General features: G+C 60.4%; 14 protein-coding genes. 6 read left to right on the forward strand and 8 right to left on the reverse strand.

Features of this window, described 5'->3' with window-relative positions; all coding sequences use genetic code 11:
* Genes lspA through PHF15_RS14430 form a run of 3 tightly spaced genes read right to left on the reverse strand, consistent with a single transcriptional unit; the run spans position 1 to position 4,377 of the window.
* Positions 1-510, reverse strand: a complete 510-nt coding sequence (gene lspA, locus PHF15_RS14420; protein ID WP_300122108.1) for a signal peptidase II — start codon at positions 508-510, stop codon at positions 1-3.
* Positions 510-3,401, reverse strand: a complete 2,892-nt coding sequence (ileS, locus tag PHF15_RS14425) for an isoleucine--tRNA ligase (RefSeq protein ID WP_300122110.1) — start codon at positions 3,399-3,401, stop codon at positions 510-512. The genes lspA and ileS overlap by 1 nt, the downstream gene beginning before the upstream one ends.
* Positions 3,391-4,377, reverse strand: a complete 987-nt coding sequence (locus PHF15_RS14430; protein WP_300122112.1) for a bifunctional riboflavin kinase/FAD synthetase — start codon at positions 4,375-4,377, stop codon at positions 3,391-3,393. Before PHF15_RS14430 ends, ileS begins: the two co-directional genes overlap by 11 nt.
* Before the next feature lie 169 nt (positions 4,378-4,546).
* Here PHF15_RS14430 and PHF15_RS14435 point away from each other — a divergent pair, with 169 nt between their 5' ends.
* From PHF15_RS14435 to PHF15_RS14460, 6 genes are all read left to right on the forward strand, one after another.
* Entirely contained in the window at positions 4,547-5,104 is a 558-nt protein-coding gene (locus tag PHF15_RS14435; protein WP_300122114.1) for an HNH endonuclease, read from the forward strand.
* A gap of 93 nt (positions 5,105-5,197) precedes the next feature.
* Complete coding sequence (locus tag PHF15_RS14440) at positions 5,198-6,091, forward strand: DNA ligase (RefSeq protein WP_300122116.1); 894 nt, start codon at positions 5,198-5,200, stop codon at positions 6,089-6,091.
* A 5-nt stretch (positions 6,092-6,096) separates the two neighbouring features.
* A complete protein-coding gene (gene greB, locus PHF15_RS14445) occupies positions 6,097-6,702 on the forward strand; it encodes a transcription elongation factor GreB (protein ID WP_300122118.1) in 606 nt (201 codons plus the stop codon).
* Between the two features lie 120 nt (positions 6,703-6,822).
* Positions 6,823-7,137: a BON domain-containing protein gene (locus tag PHF15_RS14450; protein WP_300122120.1), complete on the forward strand. Its 315-nt coding sequence runs from the start codon at positions 6,823-6,825 to the stop codon at positions 7,135-7,137.
* 101 nt (positions 7,138-7,238) lie between these two features.
* Entirely contained in the window at positions 7,239-7,385 is a 147-nt protein-coding gene (locus PHF15_RS14455; protein ID WP_300122122.1) for a lmo0937 family membrane protein, read from the forward strand.
* 34 nt (positions 7,386-7,419) lie between these two features.
* Complete coding sequence (locus PHF15_RS14460; RefSeq protein WP_300122123.1) at positions 7,420-9,180, forward strand: DUF6600 domain-containing protein; 1,761 nt, start codon at positions 7,420-7,422, stop codon at positions 9,178-9,180.
* A gap of 13 nt (positions 9,181-9,193) precedes the next feature.
* On the opposite strand, the gene PHF15_RS14465 is transcribed toward PHF15_RS14460, so the two are convergent.
* The 5 genes from PHF15_RS14465 to PHF15_RS14485 form a co-directional block, all read right to left on the reverse strand.
* Complete coding sequence (locus tag PHF15_RS14465; RefSeq protein WP_300122126.1) at positions 9,194-10,780, reverse strand: gamma-glutamyltransferase family protein; 1,587 nt, start codon at positions 10,778-10,780, stop codon at positions 9,194-9,196.
* A gap of 33 nt (positions 10,781-10,813) precedes the next feature.
* Entirely contained in the window at positions 10,814-12,139 is a 1,326-nt protein-coding gene (locus PHF15_RS14470; RefSeq protein WP_300122128.1) for a TRAP transporter large permease subunit, read from the reverse strand.
* A complete protein-coding gene (locus PHF15_RS14475; protein WP_300122129.1) occupies positions 12,132-12,656 on the reverse strand; it encodes a TRAP transporter small permease subunit in 525 nt (174 codons plus the stop codon). Before PHF15_RS14475 ends, PHF15_RS14470 begins: the two co-directional genes overlap by 8 nt.
* 18 nt (positions 12,657-12,674) lie before the next feature.
* The gene (gene dctP / locus PHF15_RS14480; protein WP_300122131.1) at positions 12,675-13,769 is read right to left on the reverse strand and encodes a TRAP transporter substrate-binding protein DctP; all 1,095 of its coding nucleotides are present in this window, start codon (positions 13,767-13,769) and stop codon (positions 12,675-12,677) included.
* A 459-nt stretch (positions 13,770-14,228) separates the two neighbouring features.
* A complete protein-coding gene (locus PHF15_RS14485; protein WP_300122133.1) occupies positions 14,229-15,236 on the reverse strand; it encodes a glycosyl transferase family 90 in 1,008 nt (335 codons plus the stop codon).
* Between the last annotated feature and the right edge of the window lie 378 nt (positions 15,237-15,614).

Genomic DNA, 15,614 nt, shown 5'->3' on the forward strand with positions numbered 1-15,614 from the left:
TTAACGCCCGCGCCGTACCCGCAGCAGTTCGTCGAGGATCAGGCAGGCGGCGCCGACCGTGATGGCGCTGTCGGCTACGTTGAAAGCTGGAAAGTGCCAGCCGCGCCAGTGGAAGTCCAGAAAGTCCACCACATAGCCGTACAGTACCCGGTCGATCACATTGCCCACTGCGCCGCCCAGAATACTGGCGATGGCAAAGGCAAACAGTTTTTGACCGGCATGCTTTTTGAGCATCCACACCATCAGCAAGGCCGCCCCGATGCCAATGCCGGTAAAGAACCAGCGCTGCCAGCCGCCGGCACCCGCCAGAAACGAGAATGCCGCGCCGCTGTTGTGCACCCGCACCAGGTTAAGAAAAATAGTCACAGGGGTGCTCTCGCCCAACTGGTAATAGCCCATGACCAGCACCTTGGTGAACTGGTCGGCAATCAGCAGCAGCATGGCCCAGCCGAGCCATGCCCGCAGGCTGGCGCCAGCGGGCAGTGAGCGCGTTGGGGGCTTGCGCGCCATCAGGCAACCGTGCGGGTTTCGCCCGCGCCAAACAGGTTGCTGGTGCAGCGGCCACACAGAGTGGGGTGAGCGCTGTTCACGCCAACATCGTCAAGGTAATGCCAGCAGCGCTCGCACTTGACCCCGCTCGAAGGACTGACGCCAATGCTCAAGGTGCCACCCGCTTGCAGGTCGATGTTTGAGGTGATGAAGACAAATTTCAGGTCGTCTCCCAGGCTTGCCAGCAGGGCATGGTCGTCGGCGCCGACCGTCAAGGTGACGCTGGCTTGCAGCGACGAGCCCAGCTTGCCGTCGGCGCGCAGCACTTCGATCTCCTTGTTGACGGCGTCGCGAAGCTCGCGAATGCGCGCCCATTTGGCCAGCAGCGGTGCATCAGCATCGGCCAGGGGCACGTACTGGTCCATGAAGATGGATTCGCGCGTGGCGTCAGGTGTCTTGCCCGCTGCGCTTAGCACCGCCCAGGCTTCTTCGGCGGTAAAGCTCAGGAACGGCGCCATCCAGCGCAGCATGGCTTGGGCGATTTGCCACAGCGCCGTTTGCGCACTGCGCCGGGCCAGCGATTTGGGCGCGGTGGTGTAGAGCCGGTCTTTCAGGATGTCGAGGTAGAACGAACCTAAATCTTCAGAGCAATAAATCTGCAGCTTGGCCACCACCGGGTGGAATTCATAGACCTCGAAATGCGCCAGGATGTCGGCCTGCAACTGGGCGGCACGGCTCAGGGCGTAGCGGTCTATTTCCAGCATCTGGTCCAGTGGCACGGCATCCACAGCCGGGTCAAAGTCGCTGACATTGGCCAGCAAAAACTTGAGCGTGTTGCGGATGCGGCGGTAGGTGTCCACCACGCGCGCCAGAATCTTGTCGTCGCCGGCGATGTCGCCGGAGTAGTCGCTGGCGGCCACCCACAGGCGGATGATTTCGGCGCCGAGCTTCTTGCTGGTTTCCTGCGGATCGACGCCGTTGCCGGCGCTCTTGCTCATCTTGTGTCCCTTGCTGTCCACGGTGAACCCGTGCGTCAGGATGCCTTTGTAGGGCGCGCGGCCGTACATGGCGCAGGCGGTGAGCAAGCTGGAGTGGAACCAGCCGCGGTGCTGGTCGTGGCCTTCCAGGTACAGGTCGGCCTCGGGGCCGTGCTCATGGCCAGCGCCGGCGTGCGAGCCCTTGAGCACCGTGGTGTGGGTAGTGCCGGAGTCAAACCAGACTTCCAGAATGTCGCTGCTCTTGGTGTAGCTGGGTGCGTCTGCAGCGCAGCCCACACGCGCCAGAATTTCTTCGGGCGTGGCCTTGCTCCAGGCCTCGATGCCACCGGCCTCGACCATGTCGGCGGCCAGGTCCAGAATCTCCATGGTGCGCGGGTGCAATTCGCCCGAGTCCTTGTGCAAAAAGAAGGGCAGCGGCACGCCCCAACTGCGCTGGCGGCTGATGCACCAGTCGGGCCGGCCGGCGATCATGTCGCGCAGGCGCGTCTTGCCGTTTTCCGGGTAGAAGGCGGTTTCTTCAATCGCAGCGAGTGCGATCTTGCGCAGCGACTGGGGCGCCTTGTCTTTGGTGAAGACGCCTTCGCCCTCGTCCATGCGAATGAACCACTGCGCGGCGGCGCGGTAGATCACCGGTGTTTTGTGGCGCCAGCAATGCGGGTAACTGTGCACGATGTCTGTGGTGCAAAACAGGCGGCCGGCCTCGCGCAGGGTGTCGATGATGACCGGGCAGGCTTTCCAGATGTGCTGGCCGCCAAACAGCGGGAAGTCGGCGGCATAAGTGCCGTTGCCCTGCACCGGGTTCAGGATGTCGTCATAGGCCATGCCATGCGCCACACAACTGTTGAAGTCTTCCACACCATAGGCGGGGGCGGAGTGCACGATGCCGGTGCCGTCAGTGGCGCTGACGTAGTCGGCCAGATAGACCGGGCTCAAGCGGTCATAACCGGCATTGACAGCGCTGAGTGGGTGCTTGAAGTGGATGCCACCCAGGGCTTTGCCGTTGGCCGTGGCCAGCACAGTGCCGGTCAGGCCGAAGCGCTCCAGACAGGTGGAGACCAGGTCTTGGGCCAAGACCAGCAGGCCGCGTTCGGTGTCCACCAGGGCGTAGGTGAGTTCGGGGTGCGCGTTGAGCGCCTGGTTGGCGGGAATGGTCCAGGCGGTGGTGGTCCAGATGACGGCGAAGGCATCTTTGGCCAGCGCGTCCAAGCCAAAGGCGGTGGCCAGTTTGGCCGGTTCGGCGCATAAAAAGCCAACATCGAGGGTTTGCGACTTCTTGTCGGCGTACTCAATCTCGAACTCGGCCAGACTGGAGCCGCAGTCAAAACACCAGTACACCGGTTTGAGGCCGCGGTAGACAAAACCGCGCTCGATCACACGCTTGAAGGCGCGAATCTCGTCGGCCTCGTTCTTGAAATCCATGGTGCGGTAGGGATGGTCCCAGTCGCCCAGCACACCCAGGCGCTTGAAGTCTTCACGTTGCAGGTCGATTTGCTCGGTGGCATAGGCGCGGCTCTTGGCCTGCATGTCGTCGCGCGCCAATTTGCGACCAAATTTCTTCTCGATGGCGTTCTCGATCGGCAGACCATGGCAGTCCCATCCCGGGATGTAGGCCGCGTCCAAGCCCTTGAGCTGGCGCGCCTTGACGATCATGTCTTTCAGGATCTTGTTGACGGCATGTCCCATGTGGATGGCGCCGTTGGCGTAGGGCGGACCGTCGTGCAACACAAATTTAGACGCACCCGCGCGGGCATCGCGCAGCTTTTGGTACAGGCCTTGTTCTTCCCATTGCTTGACCCATTGCGGCTCGCGCTTGGGCAGGTCGCCGCGCATCGGAAACGGGGTGTCCGGCAGGTTCAGCGTGCTGCGGTAATCGGCTTTGCCGGAGGATTCGGCGTCTGTGGTCTTAGTGGTCATGGTGGCGCAAGGTGGCAAAGTAGGCACGGGCGTGCTCGCAGTCCTGACGGATGCCAGCGGTCAAAGCGTCCAGGGAGTCGTATTTGAGTTCGTCGTGCAATTTGTGGAGAAGTTCCACGCGCACGATTTTACCGTAGGCACCTTCTGGCCCCAGCTCGGCAGGCCAGTCCAGGCAATGGGTTTCCAGCAGCACCCGACCGCCGTTGACGTCCTTGGGATCGAGCGACGGGCGCACGCCCAGATTGGCCACGCCCGGCAAGGGTTCTGCGCTCAGGCCATAAACCAGCACGTTAAAAATGCCGCTGGCCGCGGGCTTCCAGTGGGCGAAGCGCTGGTTCAGGGTTTTGAAGCCCAGGCTGCGCCCCAGTTTGCGGCCATTGACCACGTGGCCCGAGATGCGGTAGGGATGGCCAAGCAGGCGGGTGGCATCCGCCATGCGGCCCTCAGACAGCGCCTCTCGCACCGCCGAGCTGGAGACGCGCATGCCATGCACCTCGTAGCTGTTCATGCGGGCAACGTCAAAGCCCTGCTTGAGTCCGGCGGCATCGAGCATGGCGTAGTCGCCCGCGCGCCGCTGGCCAAAACGGAAGTCGTCGCCGACCAGCACATATCTGGCGCCCAAGCCTTGCAGCAACACCTGGTCGATGAAAGCCTGCGGCGACAGGTTGGCCAGCCGCGCATCGAAAGGCAATACCACGGTCTGATCGACGCCGCTGTGCGCCAGATCGATGAGCTTGTCGCGCAGCGTGCCCACGCGCGCTGGCGCCAGGTCGGGGTTGCGGGTGAGGCCGGCAAAAAAGTCGCGCGGGTGCGGCTCGAAGGTCAACGCGCAACTGGGTACGCCACGCTGCTGCGCCTCGCCCTTGAGCAGCGAGAGCATGGCCTGGTGGCCGCGGTGCACGCCGTCGAAATTGCCGATCGTCAAGGCACAGGCAGGGGCGATGTCCGGATGATTGAAGCCGCGAAAAACATTCATGATTTGTTATAGCTTTGATAGCGTGATGCGCATATTGTCAAAGCGCTTGACGTCAGTTGGACATGAAAAAGGAGTATATTGTGCCTTGGATGCACGCAGGGCTCGCCGTGCTGGCATCATTTGCGCTGCAAAGGTTTGTTCGGATTGCGTACTTTTCAGGAGTCGTGTTTTGAAAGTCTTGAAGCTGTCAGCCCAGGGGTTGCCCCAATCGTGGATTTCGCTCGAACAGGCGGTGATTCATTACGCCGCGCAAGAGGTGCGCTGGGAAATGGGCCGACAGGTGGCGGTGTTCCATGGCGGCCACAACGCCATCACCGGCCAGCAGTCGATCATCACCGTGTCGAGCATCATCGGCACCAAGGGCGTGCCCAGCATCAATCCGTTCGAACTCAAACCCGGCCTGACCAACAGCAAGCTGTTTGCCCGCGACCGCAAGCTGTGCGCTTACTGCGGCGACGTGTTTGATGAACTTGACCTGACCCGCGAACACATCATTCCCTTCGCCCAAAACGGCATCGACACGTGGATGAACGTGGTCACCGCATGCCGCCCCTGCAACCATCGCAAAAGCCATCGCACGCCAGAGCAGGCCAACATGCCGCTGCTCTACACGCCCTATGTGCCCAGCCTTTGGGAAGACTTCATTTTGCGCAACCGCCGCATTCTGGCGGACCAGATGGAATTCCTGATGGCGCACGTGCCCAAGTCGTCGCGACTGGCGGCTTGAAGTCCCTCACAAACTCTGAGGTTTGCCGGTGTGGCTGCAGCACGGCTTCGGCAGCGCTATCAGAATCATATGGCCACTACTGGAGAAAATGCCATGACACCATTCCACCTCTGCTTGACGCCGCTTTCCTGGGCGCTGCTTTGTACCGGTATTCTGGGCCCGGTCCTGGCCAGCGCCACAACGGCCGAGCCGCTGGCGGTGCAGGCAGAGGCGGCATCTGCGCCCGCCTTGATGCACGCCCGTCTGTGGCACGAGGGTGACAACCCCAGTGCCTACCGGGTCAGCGAAAAGTTGGACGGCGTGCGCGCTTTCTGGGACGGTCAAACCCTGCGTTTTCGCAGCGGCTTGCCCATTGCCGCGCCTCACTGGTTCACTGCGGCCTTGCCCAAGACCGCGCTGGACGGCGAGTTGTGGCTGGGGCGCGGGCGCTTTGACGAGCTCTCGGGCATCGTGCGCCGTCAAGTGCCGGTTGCATCCGACTGGCAACGCGTGCAATACATGCTGTTTGACCTGCCAGGCGCCAGTGGCACTTTTTCCGAACGTGCGCAGCGCCTGACAGACCTGGTGGCGCAGGCGCAGCAAGCGTGGTTGCAGGTCGTGGCGCAACAACGCGTGCGCAGTGCCGCGGCCCTGCACACGTTGCTGCGCACGACGGTGAAGGCCGGTGGCGAGGGCCTGGTGCTACACCACGACAACGCGCTGTGGGCACCCGGGCGCAGTGACGCCTTGCTCAAGCTCAAACCCCAGCCTGACGACGATGCCCGCGTGGTGGCGCATGTGCCGGGCAAGGGCAAGCATGCCGGGCGCACGGGGGCTTTGCTGCTGGAGATGCCCGATGGCAAACGGTTTTCTCTGGGCAGCGGCTTTACCAATGCCCAGCGCGCCGACCCGCCGCCGGTGGGCAGTGTCGTGACCTACCGCTACCGCGGCCTCACACCCAAAGGCCTGCCAAGATTTGCCTCGTTCTTGCGGTTACAGCCACAATAACGTGCATGAGCAAAGCGTTTACCAAAGAATCAGACAACATTGACGACGAAGACGAGCTTCGCCTGCCGCCTTTGCCGGCGGGTGGCAAAAACTACATCACACCGCAAGGCTTTGCCACCTTGCGCAGCGAGCTTAAAGACCTGATCGACAACGAGCGACCCAAAATGGTGGAGGTGGTGCACTGGGCGGCCAGCAACGGCGACCGCTCTGAAAACGGCGACTACCACTACGGCAAAAAACGCTTGCGCGAAATTGACCGGCGCATCCGTTTCTTGATCAAGCGTCTTGAGATTGCCGAGGTCACCGACCCGTCACTGCACTTTGGCAATACGCAGATATTTTTCGGCGCCACCGTCACTTATGCGGATGCAGGGGGCGAGTCGCGCACCGTGAAGATCATGGGCATCGACGAAGCCAACAGCGCCCAAGGCGAAGTCAGTTGGATCTCGCCGATTGCGCGTACCTTGCTCAAAGCCGAGGAGGGCGACGTGCTCAAGCTGGTCATGCCGGACCGCGTGGACGAAATCGAAGTTATCAAGGTGAGTTACCCGAGCCCCAAAGGTGATGGTTTGCTGAACGACGACCCGTCAACGTGTCATCGCTTGGCGTGAGTCCGTAGGGATCGTGAGAATTGTCATTAGTTACGCTGTTGAATCGCGGTAGCGTGCAACATGTCACGTCCACTATCGGGCGGGCTCCAGTCTTATCAACACTTTCTTAGGAGTTTGATCATGATCATCCGTACCACCCTTGCCGCCGTTATTTCTGCGGTGGCGCTGCTCACCGTGTCCGGTTGCGCCGTCGTCCGTGAGCAGGAAACCGTCGGCGCCTACATCGACGACACCACCATCACCACTCAGGTCAAGAGCCGTCTCCTGGAGAACAAGGATGTGGCAGGCACCAGCATCAGCGTTGAAACGCTCAATGGCGTGGTGATGCTATCCGGCTTTGCCAAGAGTGCCACTGAAAAAGCCACGGCCGAGAGTATTGCGCGCAAGGTCAACGGCGTGAAGTCCGTCAAGAACGAGATCGCCGTTCGACCTTGAGCATTTCATTGCGCATTTGTAAGTAGAGTATCCGTTCGGTGCTTGTCGGGCCGGGCCGCTGGCTTCGTCATTCGCCGATCCTTGACACAAGGAGAAATAGCATGCTTGAAACCATTGCAATCATCTTGGTCGTCCTCTGGCTTCTGGGTTTGGTCACCTCGTACACCCTGGGCGGCTTGATCCATGCCCTGCTGGTGATCGCGATCGTGGTCATCCTGATTCGCGTGATCCAGGGCCGACGCCTGTAGCGAGCCAGATAACTTCCTTTCGAAAGGGATTCACATGCACACGCAGCGCCTCATGCTCCGGCTTTTGAACCTGGTGGTCGGGATCGCCATGTTGGTCTTCAGCGGCCTGGCCAGCGCCGACCCGCCATCACGCGTTGCGCGTTTGGGTTATATATCCGGCGCGGTCAGTTTCTTGCCCGGCGGCGAGAACGACTGGATGCAGGCCACCCTGAATCGGCCTTTGGCCACTGGTGACCGTCTGTGGGCGGAGGTGGGTTCGCGGGCCGAGATCGAGATCGGCGGTGCCATGATCCGCATGAGTGCTCGCACCGGCATTGCCATGCTCAACCTTGATGACCGCATCATTCAACTGCAGGTGACGCAAGGGACGTTGATCGTGCGCGTGCGTCGTCTTGAGCCCGGCCAGGTGGTCGAGGTCGATACACCCAATCTCGCCCTGACGCTTCGTCATCCGGGCGCATTCCGTGTCGAAGTGGATCCTGATGGTGATGCGACAGCGGTCTTTATGCGCAACGGCCAGGCTGAGGTGTATGGCGAAGGTGCGTCGTATGCCATCAATGCCCGGCAAGCTTATCGTTTCACCGGCACTACCCTGCGCGACGTGCAAACCGTCTTCGCCGAGCGTGCCGACGAGTTCGAACTCTGGGCAAGCGAACGTGACCGCGCTTTCGACCTCTCGGTTTCCGCGCGTTATGTGTCTCCGGACGTGATCGGCTATCAGGACCTTGACGCCTATGGCACCTGGCATACCGACGCAAGCTACGGCAATGTCTGGTTTCCGAATCAAGTGGTGCTCGGCTGGGCGCCGTATCGCGACGGACACTGGATCTGGATCGATCCCTGGGGCTGGACATGGGTTGACGACGCGCCATGGGGCTTTGCGGTGACCCACTACGGCCGCTGGGCTCACGTGCGGGACAGGTGGGGATGGGTGCCGGGGCCTGTGCGTGCCCGGGCTTACTATGCGCCGGCGTTGGTGGTGTTCGTGGGCATCGTCAGTGGCGTCGCCTGGTTTCCTCTGGCACCGAATGAGATCTATCTTCCTTCGTATGCCGGGAGTCGCGACTATTTCGCGAAGGTCAACCTCAGCAACACGGTCATCAACACCACCGTGATCAACAACTACTACAACAACCCGAACATCAGCAATATCATTTATCGCAATCGGCGCGTGCCAGGGGCCGTTGTCGCCGTGCCGAAGAGCGCTTTTGTTCAATCGCTGCCAGTGGCCAGAAACGTGGTGCATGATTTCCCGGGCATGACTGCAAACGCGCCTGTGGCAATTGCTCCGCCAGCGGTACCGACCAAAGGCAGTGTGCGTGGCGCAGGTGCCGAGCGCGCTCAGCCCCCGGCGCGCGTCTTCGAGCGGCCGGTGCTCGCCCGCACGACACCGCCAGCCGTGCGCCCCGGCCTTGCCGCGCAGCAGCCGCAAGTGCCGGCCAAACCGGCTAAGCCGCTGGACGATGCCGCACAGCGGGAACTCAAACCAGCTATGGTGGCGCCACCAGCGCCCGTCGTCAGAGTGGTTCCGCCAACGAAGGAAGCAACCCGGACGCTGCGCCCGCCGACGGTTAATGAGAAGGGAACTGCTCAGCCCAAAGCTGGGGTCACTCCGCCTCGGCAGCAACCGGCAGCACCCAAGGCAGGGCAACGCGCTGAGGAGCCATTGCCTGCGGCAAGCCAGCCGGGTGCGAATAAGCGCGGCAGCAGCAAGCAGGAGCTTGAAGTAGCGCCCCGCAAGTTACGGCAGCAAGCCGTTACCACGCCACGACAAAACCCAGCCTCGGGCCGATGAGCGCTGGCGCGGGTCAAACCCCCGCGACCGAGCCATCGCTGCGCGGGTCTGCGGCGCCTTCAATCAGGCCGTTGGGGTGACGCACCAGCGCACCCGCATGACCCATGGTGTCGCTAAATGCCTCGCCGAGCACTTCCACCTGGTGCCCGGCTGCCTTGAGTGCTGCCACCACGGCTGGATCGAAGCGGTTTTCCAGTTTCAACGAGGTACTGTTGTCGCCCCAGGTGCGTCCCAGCAGCCAGCGCGGCGCCGTCACCGACTGTTGCAGTTCCTGACCGAACCTGGCGTAGCGCGTGAACACCGCGGCCTGGGTTTGCGGCTGGCCTTCACCGCCCATGGTGCCGTAGGGCATGACGCGGCCGTCGTCGAACAGAGCCATCGACGGGTTGAGGGTATGAAAGGGTTTGCGTCCGGGCTCCAGCGCATTGAGGGCTTTCGGGTCCAGCGAGAAGCTGATACCGCGGTTTTGCCAGCAAACGCCGGTATCTTGCAGTACCACGCCTGAGCCGAATTCCCAGTAAATGCTCTGAATAAAACTCACCGCGCGCCCTTCGCGGTCCACCGCGCCCATCCAGATGGTGTCGCCAGGGGCGGCGTTGTCGGGCCAGGGCAGGGCCACCTGCATGTCGATGTCGCCAGCCAGCGCATCGAGGGCCTGGGGCGTGAGAAAGCTGCGTGGGTCAGCCGGCAGGCGCCTGGGATCGGTGACGACGCGGTCGCGCACCCGGAAGGCGCGCTTGGTCGATTCCACCAGCCCGTGCAGATGGGCAAAGCCTTCGCCCTGCGTGACCCCCAGGCGCTCGAACAAGCCCAAAATCATCAAGGCCGACAGCCCCTGTGTGGGAGGCGGCAGGTTATAGACCGTGCTGTTGCCCAGCCGCACTGACAGCGGTTCAACCACTTGCGCGTGGTAGGCAGCGAGGTCAGAAGCGCGCAAGGGGCTGCCAAGGCGCTCAAGTTCAGCACCCAGGCGGGCGCCAATTTGCCCACGGTAGTAGTCGTCCAGACCGCGCTCGGCCAAAGCCTCAAGCGTCTTTCCCAAAGTGGCTTGTTTGAGGATATGGCCAACCGCCGGTGGCTGGCCATCGACCAGATAGACGTCGGCAAAGCCCGGCGCAGTTTTCAGGCCATCGAGCTTTTGGCGTGTCAATTCGGTCTGACTGCGGGTCACCGCCACGCCAGCGTGGGCGTGACGAATGGCATCGGACAGCAAGCGCCCGAGCGGCAGGGCATGGCCCCAGGGCGCCGCGACTTCAAGTGCCTTGATCCAGCCGCCGATGGTGCCGGCCACGGTGAGCGCAGCCTGGGGGCCGCGCGTCGGGATGGCGTCCTGGCCAGCATAAAAAGAACGCGTGGCCAGACCGGCAGCCGGGCCGCAGGCATCAATGGCTACCGGGGTTTTACCAGGCTCCTGAATCAGCCAAAAACCGTCACCGCCGATGGTGTTCATGTGCGGATACACCACGGCAATTGCCGCTGCGGCGGCCACCATCGCCTCCACGGCGTTGCCTCCTTCGCGCAACACGTCGCGGCCCGCCTGGGCGGCCAGGTGGTGCGGGGCAACGTGCATGCCGCCCAGGGCGGTGAGCGTGTGAATCATTCAAGGTCTCCAATTGATCAAGTCAGAACGAGCTTACCATCCAATTGCCTTGGGCAGCCACAGGGCGACTTGCGGGAACATGAAAACTATCACCAGCGCGACAGCCTGCATGGCGATGAACGGCACTACCCCTTTGTAGATGTCTTTGATGGAAATACCAATGGGCGCAACCCCTTTGAGGTAAAACAGCGCCCAGCCAAATGGCGGCGTCAAAAACGACGATTGCAGGTTCAGGGTGATCAGCATGGCCAGCCAGATCGGGTCAACCCCCTGTGACAGCAGGATCGGTAAAAACAGCGGCACCGCGATGTAGCTGATCTCGATCCACTCGATGAAAAACCCGAGCAAGAAGATCATCAGCATCATGAACCAGACGGCGGTGTTGACACCACCAGGCAGCATCTCGAACATTCTTGAAATCAGGTCTTCGCCATGCAGTCCGCGAAAGGACAGCGCGAACACCTGGGCCGCCATCAGGATGAACATCATCATGGCGGTGATCTTGCTGGTCTCCAGCGCCACCTCATACAGTTTTTGCCAGGTAAAGCGACCCGACAGCATGGTAATGATCACGGCACCCACGGCGCCCATGGAGGCGGCCTCGGTCGGGGCCGCAATGCCGCCCACAATCGAGCCCAGCACCGCCACGACCAGCATGATCGGTGGCACCACCACTTTGATGAACCGGATGCCGAGTTCCCGGCCAGACACGGCATCACGCTCGGCCAGCGGGATGGGCGGCATGGACTCGGGGTCGAGCCAGCCGCGCACCAGCAGATAAACGATGTAAACGCCGGCGAGCAGCAAACCCGGTCCGACCGCAGCCGCAAACAGCGTGCCCACCGACAACTGCATGATGTCGGAGAGCAAAATCAGGATCAGGCTGGGTGGAATGATTTGTCCCAGGCAGCCCGAGGCACAAATCACGCCGCAAGACAGGCTTTTGTCGTAACCCCGCTTCACCAGGGTCGGCAGCGCCAGCAGTCCCAGCGTGATCACGGTCGCTCCCACGATGCCGGTGGTGGCACCCATCAGGATGCCGAACAACACAATGCCGATGCCCATGCCGCCGCGCAAACCACCGGCCATGTGGCCCATGACATCGAGCAGATCATCGGCCAGGCGCGACTTTTCCAGCATCACGCCCATGAACACAAACAGCGGAATTGCCATCCATTGGTAGCCCGCCACAATGCCGTAAAAGCGGGACGGCAGCAGGTTGAACAGCGAGTCGCCAAAACCCAGGTAACCAAAGACAAAACCGACAGTGGCCAGACTGGTGGCTACCGGGATGCCGATCATCAGCAGGATGAAAAACCCGACCAGCAAGAAGATGGCGTAGGTCTGGGGTTCAAACATGTTCAAACTCCTCGGGTGCTTCATGGGTGTGCACGATGCGCATGAGTTGCCCCAGCGACTGCAACACCAACAACCCGTAACCCACTGGAATCAGCGACTTCACGACCCAGCGGTAGGGGATCCCGCCCGGGTCGGGAGACAGCTCGTTGATGTCATACGACTGGGCCACATAAGCGAAAGACAAATAGACGAAGAGCAGGGCCACCAGGGTGATCAGCAGCACTGACACCACGTCCACCGCAAACTTAGTCCGGCGGGTGTAATTGGCATAGAACAAGTCCACCCGAACGTTATCGCCGCGCTGCAAAGAGTGGCTCATGCCCAGCAGGATGAGTGCCGCCAGCAAATGCCACTCCAGTTCTTGCGCCCATACCGAGCCCAAACTCAACGAATAGCGCAGGATGACATTGAAGGCGACCAAGGAAATCATGAAAAGGGCCACCCACGCGGTGGCCTTTCCGATCATGTCGATGAACGATTCAATGCCAACCATGGCGCGTGTGATCGCCTTATGCATGGTCGTGAATCCCCGCGCTTAACCGCGCAGCACGGTGTTGTGGTAAGCGCCTTCGCTGACTTCGGCCCAGGCCTGGTATTTGGCCATGTAGGCCATGTAGGAGTCATGGACTTTTTTGGTCAGAGGGTCTTTGGCGACCGCCTCGGCCAACACTTTGCCGGTCTCGGCGCGCAGCGCCTTGATGACACTGTCGGGCAAGGGCCGGGCGATGACCTTCTGGTTCTTGACCAGGTCTTCCATGGCCTCAGCGTTGTTTCTTTGGCACCAGGCTTCGCTGATCACATTGCAGGCGGCGGCCGCATTTTGCACAATGGTCTGCAGGTCTTTGGGAAGCTTTAGCCAGGCAGCCTTGTTGATCAGCAACTCGGACACGGTGGCAGACTCGTGCCAACCCGTGGTGTAGTAATACTTGGCCGCCTTGTGCAGCCCCAGGCGCCGGTCCTGGTACGGACCGACAAATTCGGCGGCATCAATCACACCGCGTTCCAGCGCCGGAAAGATTTCACCGCCCGGCAATACTTTCACATCGACGCCCAGGTTGGCGTACACCTTGCCCGCCAGGCCCGGAATGCGCATCTTCAGGCCTTTGAGATCAGCCACCGACTTGATCTCTTTTTTGAACCAGCCCGTCATTTGCACGCCGGTGTTGCCGCAAGGCATGGCCACCATGCCAAATGGTGCATAGACTTCGTTCCACAGGTCAATGCCGCCGCCGTCGTACAGCCAGCCGTTGACACCCTGAAAGTTCAAGCCGAATGGGACTGCGGTGAAATACTGGGCGGCAAAGGTCTTGCCGGTCCAGAAATAGCTGTTGGCATGGTTCATTTCCACGGTGCCAGCGCGCACCGCATCAAAGCCTTCAAAGGCCGGAACCAGTTCGCCGGCGCCAAACACCTGAATGTTGAGCCGTCCGTCTGACATCTCCTTGATGCGTTTGGCCAGGTCGGTGGCGCTGCCGGGGCCGTCAAAATAGAAAGGGGAGCCCTTGGGATAGGCGCTGGTCATTTTCCAGTTGAAAACGGGCTTGGTCTGTGCATGCACCAGGGCGGGGGTGCCCAACACACCTCCCGTAATGGCGGCAGTAGAAAGAAATTTGCGGCGAATCAGCGTCATGAGGGGAGCTCCAGTTGCATTGAAAAGGTTGTTGCCAATCGGCATACCGTTTTGAAGCGGTACAACTCATTCAAAGCAAAACATGTGCCACCCGCATCTTTGAATCCAAGCTGTTGAATGAGTCAACAGAGGGCTAGATTCAGTCGGCTGGAAAAATATGCACCAAATCGGGTTGATTCATGCCGATCTTCGTGCGGAGGACCGTGCAACACCCGTGACCTTGCCTTATTCGGACTGCTTGTAGTCACCGCGCAGCAGGTCGGCGACGGACCTGATGAAGGAGCTCTGCCAGGGCATTCACCGCTTTTCTCGAAAGCATCAAGGCGGTCGTGCCGATGCGCTCCATACGGTATTCGCGTCTTGAGGATGTTTCCATCTGGCTTGATCAGTTGTGATGGGTTGGCGCGAACGTTACCAACACACGCTGATTGCCATGCAAGAGTTCGAGCGGATTTGCGGTCAGGTTCTTTCCAGAAAATCTTGTGAGAACGTCGCCGCCACGTTGGCTAACGAATAGACCTCGCGGGCTCGACTGTCGGCCTGCTGCGCCATCTGCCTGCAGTCGCTGTCATGTTCTAGGCACCAGAGCAGTTTTTCCTGCAGGTCGGAAAAATCATTGGCAACTGGAACATAGTGAACCCAAGCCTGGAAAAGGCGGGTAAAAAAGGAATCCCATACAGAGTCCTGGGAAAGAATCACAGAGCCACTTCGCATCTTCCAGGCCCAGGCATCCCACGTGCGAACATATCCGTCAACGTCAAGGATGTATTTGTACTTGAGCTGCTCGCTTTGCGAAACGTTGTGACCCAAATGAACCTCGACCGGTAGTCCGTTTTCCTTGACGAAGCTTTCGAGGTAAGCCCTGGGATGTTCTCTTCTTTCCACGCTTGGGGGAAAGTAGTTTGCACATTCGCCATGCTGGCCACCGCAATAGATCGCGCGACCAAGCTTGGCGTTCCATGCGACCGAGTGACGTTCTATGTCCGAAAACATGTTGCAATAGTTGTTTCTGGACAGGTAATGCGACTCGGGTAGCAGCAGTGCACTGGGATCTCCCTGGTGGGCGTCATAACAGGCGATTCTGAATGTTTTTTGGCTTAACAGTGGTATCTCGCCTGGCTCGCCACGCCACTCAGCCTTGCCATCCTGCTTGGGTGGATAGACCCATCTGTAGTTTTTTGAGTAGGTGTTACGTTCTCTCCAGCCGTCGTCAAAGCAATAGAGCGTCCAAAAGGCACGACTTCCCAATCTGGCTAGCAGCGCGTTTTGAAGAAAAAGCAGGGTTGATGGTGCGCGATCCTGGAAAACAGGATGCCGGAAAACGGATTCTGGCGCGATCTTCCAGCATTGCTGTCCTGCAGACCAGCCAATAAGCGCCACGTTTATTGGCAGTGAGGTGATCTTGCAGGCGAACTCTGACTCGAACTGGTCAATAGATGTCAAACGGACCTGGGTACTCAAAAACATGGGAACACACGTTTACAAAATGCAGAGTCGATTGTGCCGACAAAAGCATACGCGAAGGCCTCTCTGACTGCGCGTTTCGAGAAAATTGGCCATGTGACTGCAACGCGCTGCCGGTCGGCTCGATAATGCACTTCGAGGCGACGCTTTGACGTCGCCAAACGAAAAGGGAAACAAACCATGACAGCTTGTTTCCCTCTGAATTGGGTGGTGGGAACTGAGAGATTCGAACTCTCGACCTACGGATTACGAGAGTAAGCGCCCAGCAAACCCATCTTGAATTGAGCGCTCAGATCTCGCAAGATCGTGTGCACGTAACCGATCGTGCACACCATGCTCAAAGAACCAGACCTTGCCAGATATTCGACCCGGCGCACCCAC

Origin of the sequence: Rhodoferax sp., assembly GCF_028689295.1 — a bacterium.
In the GTDB taxonomy this organism is placed as follows: Bacteria; Pseudomonadota; Gammaproteobacteria; order Burkholderiales; family Burkholderiaceae_C; genus Rhodoferax.